This is a genomic window from Maricaulis sp. W15 (assembly GCF_001924955.1).
GTDB classification, from domain to species: domain Bacteria; phylum Pseudomonadota; class Alphaproteobacteria; order Caulobacterales; family Maricaulaceae; genus Maricaulis; species Maricaulis maris.
In genome coordinates this window covers 144,009-161,718 of record NZ_LQXG01000021.1, presented here as the reverse complement: position 1 = coordinate 161,718, position 17,710 = coordinate 144,009, and the positions used below count along the sequence as shown (strand labels likewise).

15 protein-coding genes are annotated in these 17,710 nt (G+C 65.6%); 9 read left to right on the top strand and 6 right to left on the bottom strand.

Features of this window, described 5'->3' with window-relative positions; translation table 11 throughout:
- Positions 1 to 269: 269 nt before the first annotated feature.
- A complete protein-coding gene (locus AWH62_RS15860; protein ID WP_075191463.1) occupies positions 270 to 2,759 on the top strand; it encodes a PAS domain-containing sensor histidine kinase in 2,490 nt (829 codons plus the stop codon).
- A gap of 171 nt (positions 2,760 to 2,930) precedes the next feature.
- On the opposite strand, the gene AWH62_RS15855 is transcribed toward AWH62_RS15860, so the two are convergent.
- Positions 2,931 to 3,455 (bottom strand): MarR family winged helix-turn-helix transcriptional regulator, encoded by a 525-nt coding sequence (locus tag AWH62_RS15855; RefSeq protein WP_075191462.1) that lies wholly within the window; start codon positions 3,453 to 3,455, stop codon positions 2,931 to 2,933.
- A gap of 68 nt (positions 3,456 to 3,523) precedes the next feature.
- Here AWH62_RS15855 and AWH62_RS15850 point away from each other — a divergent pair, with 68 nt between their 5' ends.
- Together AWH62_RS15850 and AWH62_RS15845 are read left to right on the top strand one after the other, a co-directional pair.
- On the top strand, positions 3,524 to 3,880 hold the full coding sequence (locus AWH62_RS15850) for a DUF1801 domain-containing protein (RefSeq protein ID WP_158025651.1): 357 nt from the start codon (positions 3,524 to 3,526) through the stop codon (positions 3,878 to 3,880).
- 14 nt (positions 3,881 to 3,894) lie between these two features.
- The gene (locus AWH62_RS15845) at positions 3,895 to 4,305 is read left to right on the top strand and encodes a DoxX family protein (RefSeq protein ID WP_075191485.1); all 411 of its coding nucleotides are present in this window, start codon (positions 3,895 to 3,897) and stop codon (positions 4,303 to 4,305) included.
- A gap of 50 nt (positions 4,306 to 4,355) precedes the next feature.
- Here AWH62_RS15845 and AWH62_RS15840 read toward each other — a convergent pair whose 3' ends face one another.
- A complete protein-coding gene (locus AWH62_RS15840; protein WP_075191460.1) occupies positions 4,356 to 4,676 on the bottom strand; it encodes a 2Fe-2S iron-sulfur cluster-binding protein in 321 nt (106 codons plus the stop codon).
- 103 nt (positions 4,677 to 4,779) lie between these two features.
- Between AWH62_RS15840 and tsaE the strand changes: the two genes are divergently transcribed.
- From tsaE to trxA, 6 genes are all read left to right on the top strand, one after another.
- Entirely contained in the window at positions 4,780 to 5,256 is a 477-nt protein-coding gene (gene tsaE, locus AWH62_RS15835) for a tRNA (adenosine(37)-N6)-threonylcarbamoyltransferase complex ATPase subunit type 1 TsaE (RefSeq protein WP_075191459.1), read from the top strand.
- Positions 5,243 to 6,343 (top strand): aminoglycoside phosphotransferase family protein, encoded by a 1,101-nt coding sequence (locus AWH62_RS15830; protein WP_075191458.1) that lies wholly within the window; start codon positions 5,243 to 5,245, stop codon positions 6,341 to 6,343. Before tsaE ends, AWH62_RS15830 begins: the two co-directional genes overlap by 14 nt.
- A complete protein-coding gene (locus AWH62_RS15825) occupies positions 6,340 to 7,062 on the top strand; it encodes a nucleotidyltransferase family protein (RefSeq protein WP_075191457.1) in 723 nt (240 codons plus the stop codon). The genes AWH62_RS15830 and AWH62_RS15825 overlap by 4 nt, the downstream gene beginning before the upstream one ends.
- Positions 7,059 to 10,109 carry a double-strand break repair protein AddB gene (gene addB / locus AWH62_RS15820; protein ID WP_075191456.1) on the top strand — a complete coding sequence of 1,017 codons (3,051 nt, stop codon included), beginning with the start codon at positions 7,059 to 7,061 and terminating at the stop codon, positions 10,107 to 10,109. The genes AWH62_RS15825 and addB overlap by 4 nt, the downstream gene beginning before the upstream one ends.
- Positions 10,106 to 13,657: a double-strand break repair helicase AddA gene (gene addA, locus AWH62_RS15815; protein ID WP_075191455.1), complete on the top strand. Its 3,552-nt coding sequence runs from the start codon at positions 10,106 to 10,108 to the stop codon at positions 13,655 to 13,657. Before addB ends, addA begins: the two co-directional genes overlap by 4 nt.
- An 80-nt stretch (positions 13,658 to 13,737) precedes the next feature.
- The gene (gene trxA / locus AWH62_RS15810) at positions 13,738 to 14,058 is read left to right on the top strand and encodes a thioredoxin TrxA (protein WP_075191454.1); all 321 of its coding nucleotides are present in this window, start codon (positions 13,738 to 13,740) and stop codon (positions 14,056 to 14,058) included.
- 88 nt (positions 14,059 to 14,146) lie between these two features.
- Here trxA and AWH62_RS15805 read toward each other — a convergent pair whose 3' ends face one another.
- From AWH62_RS15805 to AWH62_RS16910, 4 genes are read right to left on the bottom strand one after another with little or no spacing between them, the layout of a single operon-like run.
- On the bottom strand, positions 14,147 to 15,469 hold the full coding sequence (locus AWH62_RS15805) for a folylpolyglutamate synthase/dihydrofolate synthase family protein (protein WP_075191453.1): 1,323 nt from the start codon (positions 15,467 to 15,469) through the stop codon (positions 14,147 to 14,149).
- Positions 15,465 to 16,379, bottom strand: coding sequence for an acetyl-CoA carboxylase, carboxyltransferase subunit beta (accD, locus tag AWH62_RS15800; RefSeq protein WP_170150466.1), 915 nt, complete (start codon positions 16,377 to 16,379; stop codon positions 15,465 to 15,467). Before accD ends, AWH62_RS15805 begins: the two co-directional genes overlap by 5 nt.
- A 60-nt stretch (positions 16,380 to 16,439) precedes the next feature.
- On the bottom strand, positions 16,440 to 17,234 hold the full coding sequence (gene trpA / locus AWH62_RS15795) for a tryptophan synthase subunit alpha (RefSeq protein WP_075191451.1): 795 nt from the start codon (positions 17,232 to 17,234) through the stop codon (positions 16,440 to 16,442).
- A gap of 7 nt (positions 17,235 to 17,241) precedes the next feature.
- Positions 17,242 to 17,637, bottom strand: a complete 396-nt coding sequence (locus AWH62_RS16910; RefSeq protein WP_143743106.1) for a hypothetical protein — start codon at positions 17,635 to 17,637, stop codon at positions 17,242 to 17,244.
- Positions 17,638 to 17,710 lie beyond the last annotated feature (73 nt).

The following is a 17,710-nucleotide window of genomic DNA, read 5'->3' as shown; positions in this document are numbered from 1 at the left end:
GCGCGGCGCAACTATCCACATCCCGTTACAGTGAGGCCTTGCTGCGGCTCCGGCCCGACCGGCGCGGGCGGCCTGGCGCATCAACAAGGCGATCCCGTCGGTCTGCGGTCTCCCAGCTTCCGAATTTTCCCCGGTTCGGTGCGGCAGGGTATATAACTTATTAGGAATTTTACCGGGCCGGGCATCGCCCGCGAGTCCCTGCCCCGGTATCATGGTGATTCGTGAGGGCCGCAAGTGATGGGGGCGGGTCCGCACCCAGGGCGACATTGATGACCGGACAGACATTTCAGATCGTGACTCTCATCGTCACCGTCGGCGCCGTGGCCTTCGCGCTCGCCGTGGGTATCTGGGCCTTCCGCCTGACCTCCGGTGCGCGCGGCGCCCAGCTCATCTGGCGCCGCCGGCTGGCGGAACTCGAAGACAAGATCGCGCGCGCCGACAGCGTGTTCGGGGCCCATCCCGGCTTGGTCCTGGTCTGGGATCAGCCGCCGTTTGACGAGAGCGATGCCAGCTGGGGCGCACCGCGCATTTTCGGATCCTCGGTCGCGCTGGCCTCATTGCTGCGTTTTGCCGAGGCCAGTGACGGCCCCAACCCTGCCGGTATCCTGATGGAAGGCCTGGCGGACTATGAAGCGCGCTCGGCGGGGGGCGAGGAAACCACCCTGCGTCGCCGTTTTCTCGATCTCAGCCAGAAGGGCCAGCCCTTCTCGCTGACCATTCTCGGTCCGAGCGGCCGCTTCCTGGAAGTTGATGGCCGTGCCGCCGGAACCCAGCTGGTGGTCTGGCTGTCCGATGCGACGATCCGCGGACTCGAGGAATCCGGTGCACGGGGCCGGATCGAGGAGGCGCGTCGCCTGGTCTCCAAGGACCCGCTTGCCTTCCTCGACATGCTCGGCCGCGCTCCGGTTCCGGCCTGGCGGATGAATGCCAGCGGCCGGATCGAATGGGCCAACCAAGCCTATGTGAAGGCCGTCGAAGGCGACAGTGTCGACGTCATGCTCGACAAGCAGATCCTGCTCGACCCCGGAATGACAGAACTGGCCTCGCGCGCGACCGCGGCTGGCGAGCCGGTGGAGGAGATGCGGGTCGTCGTGATCGACGGTGCCCGACGCGGTCTCAAATTCCTCGTCTTCCCGGTCTCGGGCGGCGCTGCCGGCTTTGCGCTGGATGTCACCGATGGCGAGGAAGCCAAGGCGGCACTGGCGCGCTTTCGCCGCGCCCATGACGACACGCTCAACCATATGGCCGAAGCCGTCGTTGTCTTTGATCGTTCCAAGCGTCTGAACTTCCACAACAAGGCTTTCTCCAACCTGTTCAAGCTGGATGATGCCTGGCTCAATGATCGCCCCGGCCACGCGCAATTCCTCGACCGGATGCGGGAAAAGCGTTTGCTGCCGGAACAGGCCGATTTCGGTGCCTGGAAAGCCGAGGAACTGGCGCGCTATGACGCGCCGCCGAACGAGGAAACGCCGGACGAGCTGTGGCCGCTGCCCGATGGCCGCACGCTGCGCATCGCCCGCCAGCGTCACCCGCTGGGCGGGCTCATGCTCATCTTCGAGGACAAGACCGACGAGCTGGCCCTGCGCGCCCGCTACAACACGCTGATCAATGTCCAACGGGCCACGCTCGACAAGCTGCACGAAGCGGTCGCCGTGTTTGGCGCCAATGGCCGTCTCCAGCTCAACAATTCCGCTTTCGAGGACTTGTGGGGATTTGAAGCCGACGAGCTCGACGGGCAGCCGGACTTCGACGCGGTCTCCGAGACCTGCGCCGCGTTGTTCACGGATGATCGTGTGTGGACCGATATCAAGGCCCGCGTCACCGATCCGAGCCCGCAGGCGCGCAAACAGGTCACTGGCGAGATGCGGCGCTCGGACGGCCGCGTCCTGACCTATCTCACACGCCCGCTGCCCGATGGTGCGACCTTGATCTGCTGGGATGATGTCACCGACAGTCGCCGCATCGAGGAAGCGCTGCGCGAGCGGGCCGAGGCGCTGGAGACCTCCGAGCGCATCAAGACCGAATTCGTCGAGCATGTGAGCTATCAACTGCGTACGCCGCTGACCACGATTGGCGGTTATGCCGACATGCTGGCCCAGGGTTTTGCCGGTGAACTGTCCGACCGTCAGAAAGAGCCTATGTCGGCGATCCAGTCGGCTGCGGCGCATCTCGCCAAGCTGATCGACGATATTCTCGATGTCGCCGCGATTGATGCCGGCCAGCTCGAACTCGAGCTTGGTGATGTTGATCTCGGCGATGTTGCCCGCGAGGCGGCGGAACTTGTCGCGGCCCGTGCCGACCATCATGCGATCAAGCTGGATGTCGATGTCGAAGACGGACTCGGCCTGCTGCGGGCCGACCGCAATCGTCTCAAGCAAGTGTCGATGAACCTGCTCTCCAATGCCATCCGCCATGTCGCCACCGGCGGCGCGGTGACGATCGGCGCCCGCCGCAATGGCGAGGATGTGACGCTGTGGGTCAAGGATGATGGCGAGGGCATCGCGCCGGAGAAACAGGCCAGCGTGTTCGACCGCTTCTCGCGTGGCGAGCGCGGCGGTGCCGGGCTTGGTCTGTCATTGGTCAAGGAGATCGCCGAGCTGCATGGCGGCTGGGTCGAGCTTCAGTCCGAACCCAAGCAGGGCACGCTGGTGTCCTGCCACCTGCCGATCGAGCCGCGCAGCGCCGCCGTGCCACCGGAACTGGATTTCGCCAGCCGCCCGGCAACGCGCCTGGCCGGTGACCGGGCCCGCGTCGAATAGGCGTTTCAACCTGTCGTGAAATCGTGCGTCCTGCCGGACACGTCCAGGCTCAGCCCTGGTTTTGCGGCATCCGGACGATCAGGCCGTCGAGTTCGTCGGTGACCTTGATCTGGCAGGGCGTCCACTGGCCTTGCCGGGCCTGTGTTTGTGCGGTGCCGGCCGGCGGATGCGCTACTCCTTGTCGCTTGATGGCAGGCTCAGCGCGAGTTTGCGCAGAAGATCCGCCAGGCGGTCCCGGTCTGCGCGCGACAGGCTGTTCAGCAATTCCTTCTCGACAGCCATGTCTTCGCGGAAGGCGCGCTCGGCCAGCGTGCGGCCCTCGGTCGTTAGTGCGACGGGCAGGCTGCGTTTGTCGCCCTCTGTCGCGGGGCGGGAGATCAAGCCCCGGCGCTCCAGTCTTTTGAGCCGGTCGGTCATGCCGCCCGAGGAAATCATCAAAGACCGGTAGAGTTCGGTCGGGCGAAGGCGGTAGGGCGGTCCCGCCCGCAGCAATGTCGACAGCACATCGAACTCTCCGGTGTCCATCCCGTACCGGGCGAAAACGGCTTCGATATGCGGCCGGGCCATCAGCGCGATCCAGCGGGCCCGGCCCAGAATGGCCATGCCGACCGTGTCCACGTCGGGCAGTTCGCGATCCCATTGTTCCCGGCGGGTGTCGATGTGATCGGGTGTGCCGTCTGCAATTTGTCTTGACATAAAGATATCTCGCAATTTATCTCGACATCAAGATAACTCGATCATTCCAAGCATCAAGGATGGGGCACATGGACCGGAAGGCGCAGGATTATTTCGATGGGCTGGCCGACACACCGCGGCCGATTGCCTTCAGGTTACGCGACGCCGTCCTGGCCACGGGCCTGGTCACGGAAGCTTTCAAGTGGGGGCATCCGGTCTATCAGGCGGCCGGGCTGGTCTGCCTGATCAAGGCAGCCAGTCGCCATGTCACCCTGGGCTTCTGGCAAGGTGGATCACTGACCGGGTTGGACCCGCGTCTCACCCCATCCGGACGTGCGCACATGGCAACAATGATGCTCGCCAGCCCGGAGAGCATCGATCCCGAGAATATTGCTCGCCTTGTAAAGGCAGCCGTCAACCTCGACCGCGAACAGGTCTCATCATGATGAAGGAGTTTGAAATGAATGAACGAACTAGCGCTGGCAACACGCAGTCCCGCAGTCTGGTGTGGGGCGGCTGGGCGCTGAGTGGCTTGTTGATCGCCTTTCTCCTGTTTGACGCCGCCATCAAGCTGATGGCGCTCCCGGTCGTCGGAGAGACGCTCGAAGCCATGGGGTATGCTCCGGGACTGGCGCGCGGGCTGGGTGTGCTGACCCTGACCGGCGTCGTGCTTTATGCCGTGCCACGGACATCGGTCCTTGGGGCGATCATTCTCACCGGCCTTTTCGGGGGCGCGATGGCCTCGCATCTGCGTATCGATAGCCCGCTCTTCAGCCACACCCTGTTTGGCCTGTATCTCGGCCTGCTGGCGTGGGGCGGCCTTTTTCTGCGAAATCCGCGTTTGCGGGCCCTGCTGCTGGTTGACCGTTAGGGCGTTTCAACCTGTCGTGAAATCGTGCGTCCTGCCGGACACGTCTAGGCTCAGCCCTGGTTTTGCGGCATCCGGACGATCAGGCCGTCGAGTTCGTCGGTGACCTTGATCTGGCAGGACAGGCGCGAGGTCTCCTGGACCTCCTCGGCAAAGTCGAGCATCGAGTCTTCCATCGCTTCGCGCGCGCCGGTCTTCTCGGCCCAGGCCGGGTCGACATAGACATGGCAGGTGGCGCAGGCACAGGCGCCACCGCAATCGGCGTCGATGCCGGGGACCAGATTGCGCACGGCGCCTTCCATTACGGTCAGCCCGGTGGCGACCTCAAGGCTGTGTTCGGTTCCATTGTGCTCAATATAAGTGATCTTCGGCATGCCAGTCTCCGTTGGGTCCCTTGCACATGAACAGCGTTCACGGGGGAGTCAAGATTCAGCCTCACCGCTTGCCGATGCCGACGGGCTTCGCTAAGCGCAGTCCATGGGGAATTCGAACTCTGTTTCCTTGCCTGATCTGGCAGCGACACAAGCCTTGGCGCTCCGCCTTGCGCGCGTGCTCCGGGCTGGTGATACCGTCTTCCTGACCGGTGATCTCGGTGCCGGCAAGACCACTTTCGCACGCACCATCATCCAGACCCTGTGCGGCGTCGATGACGCGCCCAGCCCGACCTATACGCTGATCCAGACCTATGACTGGTCCGGCGGCGAGCTGTGGCATGCCGATCTCTACCGGATCGAGGACGCCAGCGAACTGGACGAGCTGGGCCTTGATGACGCGTTCGGCGATGCGATCATGCTGGTCGAGTGGCCGGACCGGTTATTCGGCCAAGCGCCGGATGACCGGCTGGAGCTGGATCTGGAAATGCTCGGGGATAGCGCCGGCGATTCCATGGACAGGCCGCGCCGGGCGGGCTTAACAGGGTTCGGGGAGTGGGAGACACGCCTTGACGATATCTGATCGGGACGCGGCCATCGCCGCCTTTCTCAACCAAGCCGGATGGGGGGATGCGAAACACCATCCTTTGCCCGGCGATGCCTCGACGCGGCGTTATATCCGTCTTGAACGCGGCGAGGCGCGGGCGATGCTGATGGACGCGCCGGCCGCTGCGGAAGCGCCGGCCTGCCCGCCTGATGCCGATCCGGCGCAACGACGCGAGCTTGGTTACAATGCCGTCGCCCGCCTCGCCGGCGCCAATCTGGTGGCCTTTGCCGGGCTGGCCGATGCCTTGTGCGAGCGTGGTTTCTCGGCGCCGCGCATTCTCGCCAGCGATATCGAGGCCGGCTTCCTGCTGCTGGAAGATCTCGGCGATGACCTGTTCGCGCGCCTGCTGCCCGGTGAGCTTCATGAGGGCACGCTCTACGCCAAGGCGGTCGATGTTCTGGCGGCGATCTATCGCTCCAGCCTGCCCGCGGCGGTCGAGCGTGACGGCCAGTCCTGGCCGCTGCTGGCCTATGACGACACCGCCCTGATGGCCGAGGCAGACCTGTTCCTGGACTGGTTCCTGGACAAGCATGCAGGCGCGACGCCTGGCGCGTCCGCGCGCGCTGACTGGCAGGCCATCTGGAGCCGGGCTTTCGAGCGTTTGCACCATTGCGCGCCAGGCCTGGTCCTGCGCGACTTTCACGCTGAAAACCTGATCTACCTGCCGGACCGCGAGGCTGAGGGCGAGATTGGCCTGCTTGATTTCCAGGACGCGGTGATCGGCCATCCGGCCTATGATCTTGTCTCGCTGATCGAGGATGCGCGGCGCAATGTTGAACGCAAGCTGGCAGTGCCGCTGAAAGCGCGCTTTGTCGCCCAGGCCGGAATTGATGATGTGGCGGGATTTGACGCGGCCTACGCCGTGCTCGGGGCCCAGCGCAATGCCAAGATCCTGGGCATTTTCGTGCGCTTGGCGGTGCGTGACGGCAAGCAGCGCTATCTTGACCTGTTGCCGCGCGTGGCCCGCCACTTCGTTGCCGACCTGCAGCACCCGGCCCTGATGCCGCTGCATATGTGGATCAAGTCGAACGCGCCCCAGGTCTTCGCGGAAGCTCACAAATGATCGCGATCCGAAACGCCATGGCGCTGGCCGCCGGACTGGGCACGCGCATGCGGCCGATCACCAATGACCGCCCCAAGGCTCTGGTCGAGGTCGGGGGCAAGACCCTGCTCGACTGGGCGCTCGATCGGTTTGCCGCCGGCGGTGTCGAGCACTGCGTCGTCAATGTCCACCATTTCGCCGACATGATGGAGGCGCATCTCGACGCCCGCACCGGCGCGCCCCGGATCACGGTTTCCGACGAGCGTGGTGAGGTGCTGGAAACCGGTGGCGGCGTGGTCAAGGCCCTGCCCGAACTGGGCAGCGACCCGGTTTTCATCGCCAATATCGATGCGATCTGGGAAGAAGAGGGTGCCGCCTCACTGGACAGTTTGCGGGCCGCCTGGGATGGCGCGCGCATGGACGCTTTGCTGCTCCTGGCGCCCATGGACGCGACGCTGGGTTTTGACGGGCCGGGCGATGCCTTTCTCGACCCTGGCGGACAGGTCCGGTTTCGCGGCGAGGCTGACCGGGCGCCCTATGCCTATGCCGGTGTCCAGATCCTGCATCCGCGGGCGCTCGCCGGGCGCAGCGTCAGCCGTTTCTCGATGATGGAAGTGTGGCGTGAGCTGGCGGCCAAGGGGCGGCTGCACGGCGCCACACTGCCGGCCTTCTGGATGCATGTTGGCGATCCTGGCGCCCTGGCCGAGGCTGAAGCGCGACTGGCCCGGCCGACACGGTGAGCACGCGCCTGTTCGATACGCCCGGGCCCAGCCTCTTCACCATCCCGCCGCAGGCGGATTTCCTGCGCGCCATCGCGACAACGCTACGCGAGGAATTCGATGTTGCCGCCAATCCGGACGCCCTGACGCGCCTGCTCATCCTGACCCCGACGCGGCGGGCCGCGAAGGCGCTGGGGGATGTCTTTGCCGATCTGGCTGGCAATGGTGTCGCCCTGCTGCCCCTGATCCGTCCGATCGGGGATGTTGATGTCGATGATCCGCCGTTTGAGCCGGGCGAGCTGGCCGGTCTGGCGGCGCCGGCCATCTCGCCGGAACGTCGACGCTATGAGCTGGCGCGTCTCATCCTCGCCAAGGAGGCAGCGCTGGGGCGTCCGATCGGTGTCGGCGGGGCCTTGTCGCTGGCCGATGCGCTCGCGGCCCTGCTCGATGATCTGGCGACCGAGGATGTCAGCGACTTGTCGGCCCTGCAGGAGGCGGTGACCAGCTATTTGCCGGCCGACCGGCGCGAAGCGGTTGAGTTTCTCGACATCGTGCAACGCGTCTGGCCGGCCCGCCTCGACGAACTCGGCCTGACCGATGCGGCCCGGCGCCGCTCGCTGGTCCTGCATGAGCTGGTGGCGCGCTGGCGCCGGCAGGCCCCGGATCATCCGGTTCTGGCCGTCGGTTCGACCGGCTCGATCCCCGCAGCCCGTGACTTGATGTCGGTGATCGCCGGCCTGCCGCAGGGTGCGGTCGTGCTGCCCGGTTTCGACTGGGATGCTGATGACACCGGCTGGGCCTCGATCGCTGATGATCATCCGCAATGGGCGATGAAAACCTTCCTGCGTGATGTCGGTGTCGAGCGCAGTGCTGTGCGGGCCTGGCCTGGCGCGGCCGAGACCGCACCGGCGGCCCGGCGCCGCCGTATCATCGCGGAAGCGCTGCGGCCGGCTGACACGACGGACGAATGGCTGAGCCGGATCGACACGCTGGAGGCGCAATATGGCGCCGACTTCTTCACCGCCGGCCTGGACGGGTTGAGCCTGATCGAAACGCCGGACGAAATCAGCGAGGCACGGGTCTGTGCCCTCTTGTTACGTGAAGCCTTGGAGCATCCCGACGAGACCGCCATCCTGGTCACGCCGGATCGGATGCTGGCGCGGCGGGTGTCAGCGGAAATGGTGCGGTTCGGCGTGCGTCTGGATGATAGTGGTGGCGCCGCCCTGGTCGAGACGCCGGCGGGCGCCTTCCTCACCCGCCTGCTCGACGCGGCGACCGATTGCGGCAGCGTCATCGCGCTGACCGCATTGTGGGGTTCACCCCTGTTCCGGGCCGGCCACAGGCGCGGCCAGGCCCATACCGTGCTGGCCAAGTTCGAGGCGGAAGCCCTGCGCGGCGCCCGTCCCGGTCAGGACCTCGCCGCGATACGGGCCCGGCTCGACGGCAAGCATGTCAAATTGTTCGATGACGACCGGGCCGTGATCATTGCCATTCTCGACCGTCTGGATACGGCCTTTGCCGGCTTGCTGGGTGAGGAACGGCGCCCGGCCGCCGTCTGGGCGAGAGCGCATGCCGAGGCCGCCGAGGCCTTGGCCGAGGACGGGACGGGACGGGGTGCTGACGCGCTGTGGGGCGGTGAAGGCGGCGAAGCGGCGGCCGGCCTGTTGCGCTCGCTGCTGGAGGAAAGCGAAAGCCTGCCGGAGATGCGACTCGTCGACTATGCGGCGGCGTTCGGCGAAATGTGCCGCTCCCGCCGGGTCGCGCCGCGCCTGGGTGTGCATCCGCGCCTGCAAGTGCTTGGTCCCTTGGAAGCGCGCCTGATCACCGCCGACCGGGTTGTCCTGGCCGGCCTCAATGAAGGCGTTTGGCCGCCCGGCCCCGGTGCCGACCCGTGGCTGTCGGCGGGAATGCGGCGCACGGTCGGCCTTGGCGCCCCGGAACGGCGCTACGGCCTGGCGGCGCATGATTTTGCACAATTGGCGGCGGCGCCGCGCGTGGTCATGACGCGGTCAGAAAAGTCGGAAGGCGCGCCCACGGTCGCCTCGCGCTGGCTGTGGCGTCTCAAGACGCTGGCGCGCGGCGCTCTGGGGGATGCGGCAGAGACCGCGCTGCAGCCAGCCCGCGACTATGCCGCCTTGGCGCGGGCGCTGGATGATCCGGGCCGACCGCCGCAACCGGCCCCGCGCCCGGCGCCGCGTCCGCCGGTCGCGGTGCGGCCCCGCAAGATGTCGATCACCGAGATCAGCACCTGGGTCCGTGACCCCTATGCCATCTATGCCCGCCATGTCCTTGGTCTGCGCCGCCTCGATCCGGCCGACATGCCGCCGGGTCCGCGGGAGCGGGGTTCGGCTTTGCACGACGCGCTCGAGGCCGTAGTGCCCGGCTGGGGTGAGACAGTGCCGGATGATGCCGTGGCACAACTCCTCGCCCATGCCGAAACACAGCTCGCCGCCACCGGGTTCGGGCCGGAAGAGATGGTGCTGGAACGGGCCCGTTTCGAGCGCGCGGCGCGGTGGCTGATCGCGTGGGAGACGGGGCGCCGGGGGCGCAGCATACGCCTCGACAAGGTCGAGATTTCCGGCGCCATGTCGTTTGACGGGCCGGCGGGTAGCTGGACGCTGACCGGCCGTTCCGACCGGTTCGACCGCCACCCGGATGGACGCCTGGACATTATCGACTACAAGACCGGGCGCAGCGCTTCGCCCAAATCGATCGTCGCCGGTTTTGACCCGCAATTGCCGCTGACCGCCGCCATGGCCCAGGCCGGTGCCTTCCCCGAACTGGCGGCGGGTGATCCGGCGGGCCTCTTCTATGTCTCGCTGCCGGGCAATGCCGGTGGCGGCAAGGAGGAAAGAATTGATGGCGGCCGCCAGCCCGATGCGGCGGAATTCGTCCGCAATGCGGTCGCCGACCTGACCCGCTGGATCGCCCGTTTCGATGACGAAATGATGGCCTATGAGAGCCAGATCCGGGTTCAGTACATGAATGATTACGGGGATTTCGACCATCTCGCCCGGCGCGGCGAATGGGCCTCCGCCGCCGGCGAGACGTCGGGGGAAGAGACATGAGCGAAGCCCGGTTCGACCCCGAGATCATGCAGGCGGCGACGGTCGCCCAACAACTTGCGGCGCGGCCGGAAGCGAGTGTTTTTGTCGAGGCCAATGCCGGTTCCGGCAAGACGCGGGTCTTGGTCGACCGGGTGATCAATCTACTGCTCGCCGGCCACAAGCCGGAAACGATTCTCTGCGTCACCTATACCAAGGCCGCCGCCGCCGAGATGAAGGAACGTCTGTTCAAGCGGCTCGGCGACTGGTCGGTCACCGCCGACGCGGCGCTTGCCGAAGAATTGGAAAAACTGCTCGGCCGCGAGCTCAAGCCGGGTGAGGCCAATACGGCCCGCAAACTCTTTGCCCAGGCGCTGGAAACGCCGGGCGGGCTGAAGATCCAGACCATCCATGCCTTCTGCGAAAACCTGCTGCGCCGCTTCCCCCTGGAAGCCGGTGCCCCGCCCGGCTTTGAAACGCTGGACGATGCCGCTGCCCGCCGCGCCCTGCAGGCGGCCCGCCGCCGCGTGCTCGCCTCGCTGACGCCGGACGAGGTCAACACGCTGATCGAAACCGGTGGGCCCGAGGCGATCGACACCATTCTGCGCTGGGCCCGGTCCAATCGGCATGATGTGGCGGCCGAGATCGAGCGGGTCGGCGGTGTCGATGCGCTCAGCGACCAGCTCTGGCCGGTGCTCGACCTGCCAGCCGGTGCTGATCCGGATGCCTTGAAAGCGGACGCAGTCGCTGACCTGCCCCGCGCCGGGCTTGAGGCGGCAGCCCATGCCATGTGCCATGACGGCAAGCCGACCGATGCCAAGCGCGGCGAAATCCTGCGCCAGGCCCTGGCCGCGACCGATCCCGGCCTGGCCTTTGATATGGTCCTGACTTTCTTCTTTACGGACAAGGGGCGGGGAAAGCGGGTTGCCGCGCTGGCCACAAAGGCGATTGCCGACCCGCTGCCGCACGTCATCACGCTGTTGGAGTCCGAGGCTGAGCGGTTCGAGGCGGTGCGCGACATGATCGGGCGGGCGGCGATGGCGCGGGCCAGCGCGGTCGCCCTGCGGGTGGCTGACTGTTTTGTCCGGGCTTATGACGCCGAGCTTGAACAGGCGCGGGCGCTTGATTTTGATGACCTTGTCCGCCTCGCTGGCCTGTTGCTGGCGCCGGAGAATCCGTTCTCGGGTTGGGTCGGCTACAAGCTCGACGGCATGCTCGCCCACGCCCTGATCGACGAGGCCCAAGACACGGCGCCGCGGCAATGGGACATGATCCGCGGCCTGACGACAGAATTCTTTGCCGGTGAAGGGGCGAGCGAACTGGACCGGACCTTGTTCGTGGTAGGTGACGAGAAACAGTCGATCTATTCCTTCCAGGGCGCCGAACCGGCTCGTTTCCTGGCCGAAGGCGATCACCTCGCGGCGTCGGCAGCTGCGGTGGAGCAGCCCTTCGAGCGACCGGGCCTGGACGTGTCCTTTCGGTCGGCGCCGGAAATTCTCGCGGCCGTTGATCAAGCCTTTGCCGCGAAAATTCCGGCCCCGGAGGTGAAATTCCTGGCGGGGGCTAGCGCCATGCCTTTCGCGCGCTATCAGGGCCACCGAGCGGCCCGTTCCGGCACGCCGGGCTGTGTCGAAATATGGCCTGCAGTGCCAAAGCCGGAAAAGCTCGAGGAAAGCTCGATTTTCGATCCGGTCGATCAGCGCGCCCGTGGCAGCTCCCGCGACGTGCTGGCGCAAGCCGTGGCGGGCGAGATCGCCGACATGATCGCGCGCGGCGATGCGGTGTGGGAGGAAAAGGGCGGAAAATTCTGCCAGCGTCCGGTGCGACCGGCCGACATCGCGATCCTGGTTTGGCGCCGCACCGGCGGCTTCTTCGAGGAAGTCATCCGTCAGCTCAAGGTCAAGGGCGTGCCGGTGGCCGGCGCTGACCGCATGGTGCTGCGCGATCAGACGGCGGTGAAGGATTTGCTGGCGCTTGGCCGGTTTGCAATGACATCGGGCGATGATCTGGCCCTGGCGGAAGTGCTGCGTTCGCCCCTGTTCGATCCGGTGGATCCGGATCTGCCGGGCATTGACGAGCAGGCGCTTTACGACCTCGCGCGCACGCGGACCGACATCAAGCGTCGCGGGACATTGTGGAACGCGCTTTATACCAGCGAGGACCCGCGCTTCGCCGATGCCCGTATCGCGCTGACCGCCGTGCGCGACCAGGCCGACAAGACCCGGCTCTATGATTTGTTCACCGGATTTCTCAATGATCGCACGCCAACCGGTGAGACCCGCTGGGCACGGATCTATGCCCGCCTCGGCGAAGAGGCACGCGACCCGCTGCAGGAATTCCTCGCACGGGCCTTGCAGCATGAGCGCGATGAAGGCGGGGCATTGGCCAGTTTCATCGCCCGGGTCGAGGGTGAGGACACCCAGATCAAACGCGAGATGAGCGCCGACCGTGACGAAGTCCAGGTGATGACGGTGCATGCGTCCAAGGGGCTGGAACGGCCGGTGATCATCCTGCCGGACACCACGCGCAGCCCGGTCACAGGCAAGACCGATCCGGTCTTTGCCCATCCCGAATGCGGCTTGCTGTGGTCACCACGCAAGGCCGAGGATCCCGATGTCGTGGCGCGTCTGCGAGAGACGGCCACCAACAAGCAGCTCGCAGAGCATGGGCGCCTGCTCTATGTCGCCCTGACGCGGGCGCGGGACCGCCTGATCGTGTGCGGTTGGCGCCAGGGTCATGGTGATCTTGGCCAAATTTCCGAAGACAGCTGGTATCAACAATTGTCCGATGCCTGGACGGGCGACACCTGGGCCGAGATCGACACGCCGGTGAATCTGGTTGTCGATAGCTGCGCGCCGGGCCTGCGCTTCGGACCCGCCCCGACCGCGCTTGGCACTGCCGATCTTGCGCGCACTGGTGTGTCGGACATCCCGACTTGGGCGATTGCCCCAGCGGCGGCAGAAGGGGGCATGATCCGCAGCGCTGCGCCGTCGAGCCTGCTGGCCGATGATGAGCACGAGCCTGCCGTCCGGTCGCCCCTGGCTGACCCGGGCGGACACCGGTTCCGGCGCGGCGATGTGATCCACAAACTGCTGCAGACCCTGCCCGATCTGCCGCCGGATCGGCGCCAGGCGGCGGCGCAGCGTTTCCTGTCGGTTCGGGCGGATATTGCCGAAGCGGATCGGGCGCAGATCATCACCGAAACCCTGGGCATTCTTGACCATCCCGATTTCGCACCGCTGTTCGGACCGGGCAGCCGGGCCGAGGTCGCCCTCGTCGGTCACGCGCCTGGCCTGCCGGATCGCACCATCATCCGGGGCCAGGTCGATCGGCTGGTGGTTACCGATAACGAGGTCCTGATCATCGACTACAAGACCAACCGTCCGCCACCCAGCGAGGTTGCTGCAGTGGCGAAAGTCTATCTCGGCCAAATGGCGACCTACCGCGCCCTGCTGCGGGCGGTTCATCCCGGAAAATCCGTGCGTTGCGCCCTTCTGTGGACCGATGCGGCGCGATTGATGCCGCTTCCGGACGCGGTTCTTGACGACATCTTCGACGCGGGAGCGGCTTGACGGGAGGGCCGGCCCTCCTTACCTCACGCGCCATCAGTTGAGTCCGCCCCCGCGGATTCGCCCCAACAAAGGAGTGTCCCATGGCGACCAAAGCGGTCAGCGATGAATCCTTCGAGAGTGACGTGATCAATGCCAGCGGCCCGGTCCTTGTGGACTTCTGGGCTGAGTGGTGCGGTCCGTGCAAACAAATCTCCCCGGCGCTCGAGGAGATTGCCGAAGAAATGTCTGGCGCGCTGACAGTCGCCAAGGTCAATATCGACGATCACCCGATGACGCCGGGCAAGTACGGCGTGCGTGGTATCCCGACCCTGATGATCTTCAAGGACGGTCAGGTCGTCTCGACCAAGATCGGTGCCATGGCCAAGGGCAAGATTTCCGAGTGGGTCCAGGAAACGCTGTAAGCGTCCTGACGACCACGCGACATTGAAAGGCGGGCGTCCCGGTGGGAGGCCCGCTTTTTCTTTGCGGCCAAACGGTTGTGTGGTGGTGTCAGCCCGGCGTGATGTGCGGCGGTTCATCACCGAGCGCCAGCGCTTCGCCGACCAGATAGAGCGAACCGCTGATCAGGATGCGCGGCGAGGGGCGTTCCTTGATCGCATTCTTCATGGCCGGCAGCAGGCCTGCCGCTGTGGTGGCTTCAAGCCCGGCCCGCTTGCACGCAGCGGCGACATCGGCAGCGGACTGTGAGCCGCCGCGCCCTGACTTGAACTCGACCGCGATCAGACGGCGGGCAAGGCCGGCGAACTGGCTGCACCAGGCTTCGACATCCTTTCCGGGTGTGAAACCGGCAATGATGACAAGCGGCCGGTCCTCGCGTTCGTCCATGTCGGCGAGCGCGTGGGAGAGGGCCTTCGCGGCGGCTTCATTGTGGCCACTGTCGAGCCAGAGTTCGGAGTCCGCCTTGCGGGCAATATCGCCGATCGGACCGGTTGAGACCCGTTGCAGGCGACCCGGCCAGCGGGCATCGCCAATGCCTTTGGCGACCGCTTCTTCGGGCCATTGCAGCATCGCCGCGCAAGCAGCGGCGGCGCCGGCATTGAGGATCTGGTGCGGTCCGAGCAGGCCGGGCGCTGGCAGGTCCCAGACCTGGCTGTCGTTTTCGAACACCAGCCGACCGTGCTGCATATAGGCGTTGTAATCGCGACCCCAGACATAGGTCGGGGCGCCGATCTTCTGGGCTTCATCGAGAATGGCCGCTTCGGCGATATCGCACTGGTTGGCGACCACGGCAGGGACGCCGAATTTGCAGATACCGGCCTTTGTGCGGGCGATGTCGGCCAGCTCCTCGCCGAGAAATTCCTGGTGGTCGAGACTGACCGGTGTGATCACGGTCAGGGCCGGCTTGGCGATCACATTGGTCGCATCCAGCCGCCCGCCCATGCCGACTTCGAGGATCAAGCGGTCAGCCGGATGCTCGGAGAAGAGCAGGAAGGCGGCGGCGGTGGTGATCTCGAAAAAGGTGATCGGCTCACCGAAATTGGCCGCTTCGCAGCGGGCGAAAGCCTCGATCAGGGTGCGATCATCGACCGGTTTTGAATCGAGCAGGATGCGTTCGTTGAAATTCACCAGATGCGGCGAGGTGTAGATATGCACCCGTTCGCCCTTGGCCCGCGCCATTTCGGCGAGGAAGGCGCAGGTCGAGCCTTTGCCATTGGTACCGGCGACATGGATGGTCGGTGGCAATTGCTCCTGTGGCGAGCCAAGCGCCGCCAGGAGCCGTTGCAGGCGGCCCAGGGAGAGGTCAATTTTCCGGGGATGCAGGCGCGCGAGGCGCGCCAGCGCGTCGTCGAGGGCTTGTCGACGCGTGCTAATGGCTCCCCCCGTCGGTCACCACGTGATCAGGCGGCGGGGGCGTCAATGCGGCAGGAATGGAGGTGCCCGGCTTCTTCATCATGACCCTCAGCATGCGGGCCAGTGTAGCGGGAATGTCGGCGCGATGCACGACTTTGTCGACCATGCCCTTTTCCAGCAGGTATTCGGCCCGCTGGAAGCCTTCCGGCAGTTTTTCCCGGATGGTCTGCTCGATCACGCGCGGACCGGCAAAACCGATTAGGGCGCCTGGCTCGGCAATATGGACATCACCCAGCATGGCGTAGGAGGCGGTCACGCCGCCGGTGGTAGGGTCGGTCAGCACGACGATATAGGGCAGGCCGGCTTCGCGCAGCATTTCCACGGCCAGCGTGGTGCGCGGCATCTGCATCAGCGACAGGGCGCCTTCCTGCATGCGGGCGCCGCCTGCAGCCGTGAACACGATCAGCGGTGCCTTCTGGGCCAGAGCCGTCTCGGCCGCCTTGATGAAGCTCTCGCCGGCCGCCATGCCGAGCGAGCCACCCATGAAGGCGAAATTCTGGACCAGGACGACAGCGTCCAGGCCGCCGATTGAACCGGTGGCGATCGCCATCGCGTCGTCGCGGCCGGTCTTCTTGCGGGCAGCGGCGAGTTTCGTCGTATAGGGTTTGTCGTCGCGGAATTTGAGCGGGTCCTTGACCACTTCCGGCGTGTCGATTTCGGTGTAATCGCCGTCGAAGGTGAACTGGAAACGGTAGGCCGGTGCGATGCGCATGTGATGACCCGCCGGGGTCACGAACAGGCCGGCTTCCAGGTCCTTGTGGAAGACCATTTCCTCGGAAATCGGGCATTTGACCCAGAGATTGTCCGGCGTGTCGCGTTTGGAAAAAATCTTCGACATGCCTGGCGGCGTGATCTTCGACAGCCAGCTCATTCCGTTCGACTTCTCGGTCATTGCGTCTTCCGTACCCTTTGCGGCCCGACGGCCTATCCGTCAGCCCTGGCGCCGTGCGGCATGCACCGCTGCGGCCAGTCGTTTCACCAGGCCGGTCGCCCCGTCGACACCGCCCTCATGCATGGCGTCGACAATGGCCGATCCGACCACGACAGCATCGGCCCGCTTGGCGATCGCTTCGGCCTGTTCAGGCTCGCGAACGCCAAATCCCACCGCAACCGGCAGGCCGGACGCGGCCTTGACCCGGTCGACAGCGGCACCCACCTCGGTGACCACGCCGGTTCCGGCCCCGGTCACCCCTGTCGTCGAAACGTAATAGACGAAGCCCGCCGTATTGGCGACCACGGTCGCCAGACGGTCATCATCGGTGGTCGGGGTGGCCAGGCGGATCAAGGCAATGCCTTGTTTCGTCAGCGCCGTGCGCAGTTCGTCGTCTTCTTCCGGTGGCACGTCGACACAGATTAGCCCGTCAACGCCAGCCTTGGCAGCCGCCTTGGCAAAGGCCTCCCAACCCATCGAGAAGATCGGATTGGCATAGCCCATCAGGACCAGCGGCGTGGTCTTGTCCTGTTTGCGGAACTCGGTCGCCTGGGCGAGCGTGCCGTTCAGCGTCATCCCCGCCTCCAGCGCCCGCAGCGCCGAGGCCTGGATCGCCGGGCCGTCGGCCGCCGGATCGGTAAAGGGCATGCCCAGCTCGATCACATCGGCGCCAGCCGCGGGCAGCGCATTCAACAAGCCCTGACTGTCACCATCGCCGGCCATCATATAGGCGACAAATCCGGCACGATTATAGGCGGACAGCTCCGCGAAACGGGTGGTGAGGCGGTTGGTCATTCTTGTCTCAATTCTCGGGGTCGCAGTCGCCGGCCACACAGCCCAGCAATATCAGTCCATACAGCGGGAAAAGTGCCAGAGCGCCGACATTGTTGGCGGCGCCTTCCAAGCTGACCCGTGAGCCAAAGACACGAATTTGTTGAACCTCAGCCAAGTCCACACACTCGTTTCGCGGGCTGTCATCTCCGGTGTTCGATGACCGCTCATAGACTGTGCCGCAGATGGTATCGGCTTCACGATACGGCTGGTTCATCATCATTCGTTCGCCCGTGCTCAGGGAGAGTGCCAAACTCCCCCTGTGGTCCTGCGCCATCGCAATGGCTTCATCCGCGTTGTCGCGAGACGGCGCGAGTTCGTAAAAGCCATTAGACGCGCATGCGGGCAAGGCTGCGGCGAGTGCCAAGCAGGTCAGGATCCGTCTAATCATCACTGTTCCGCGCCCAGCCGCCGCGTCTTGTTCGGCATGCCCTTTTCAT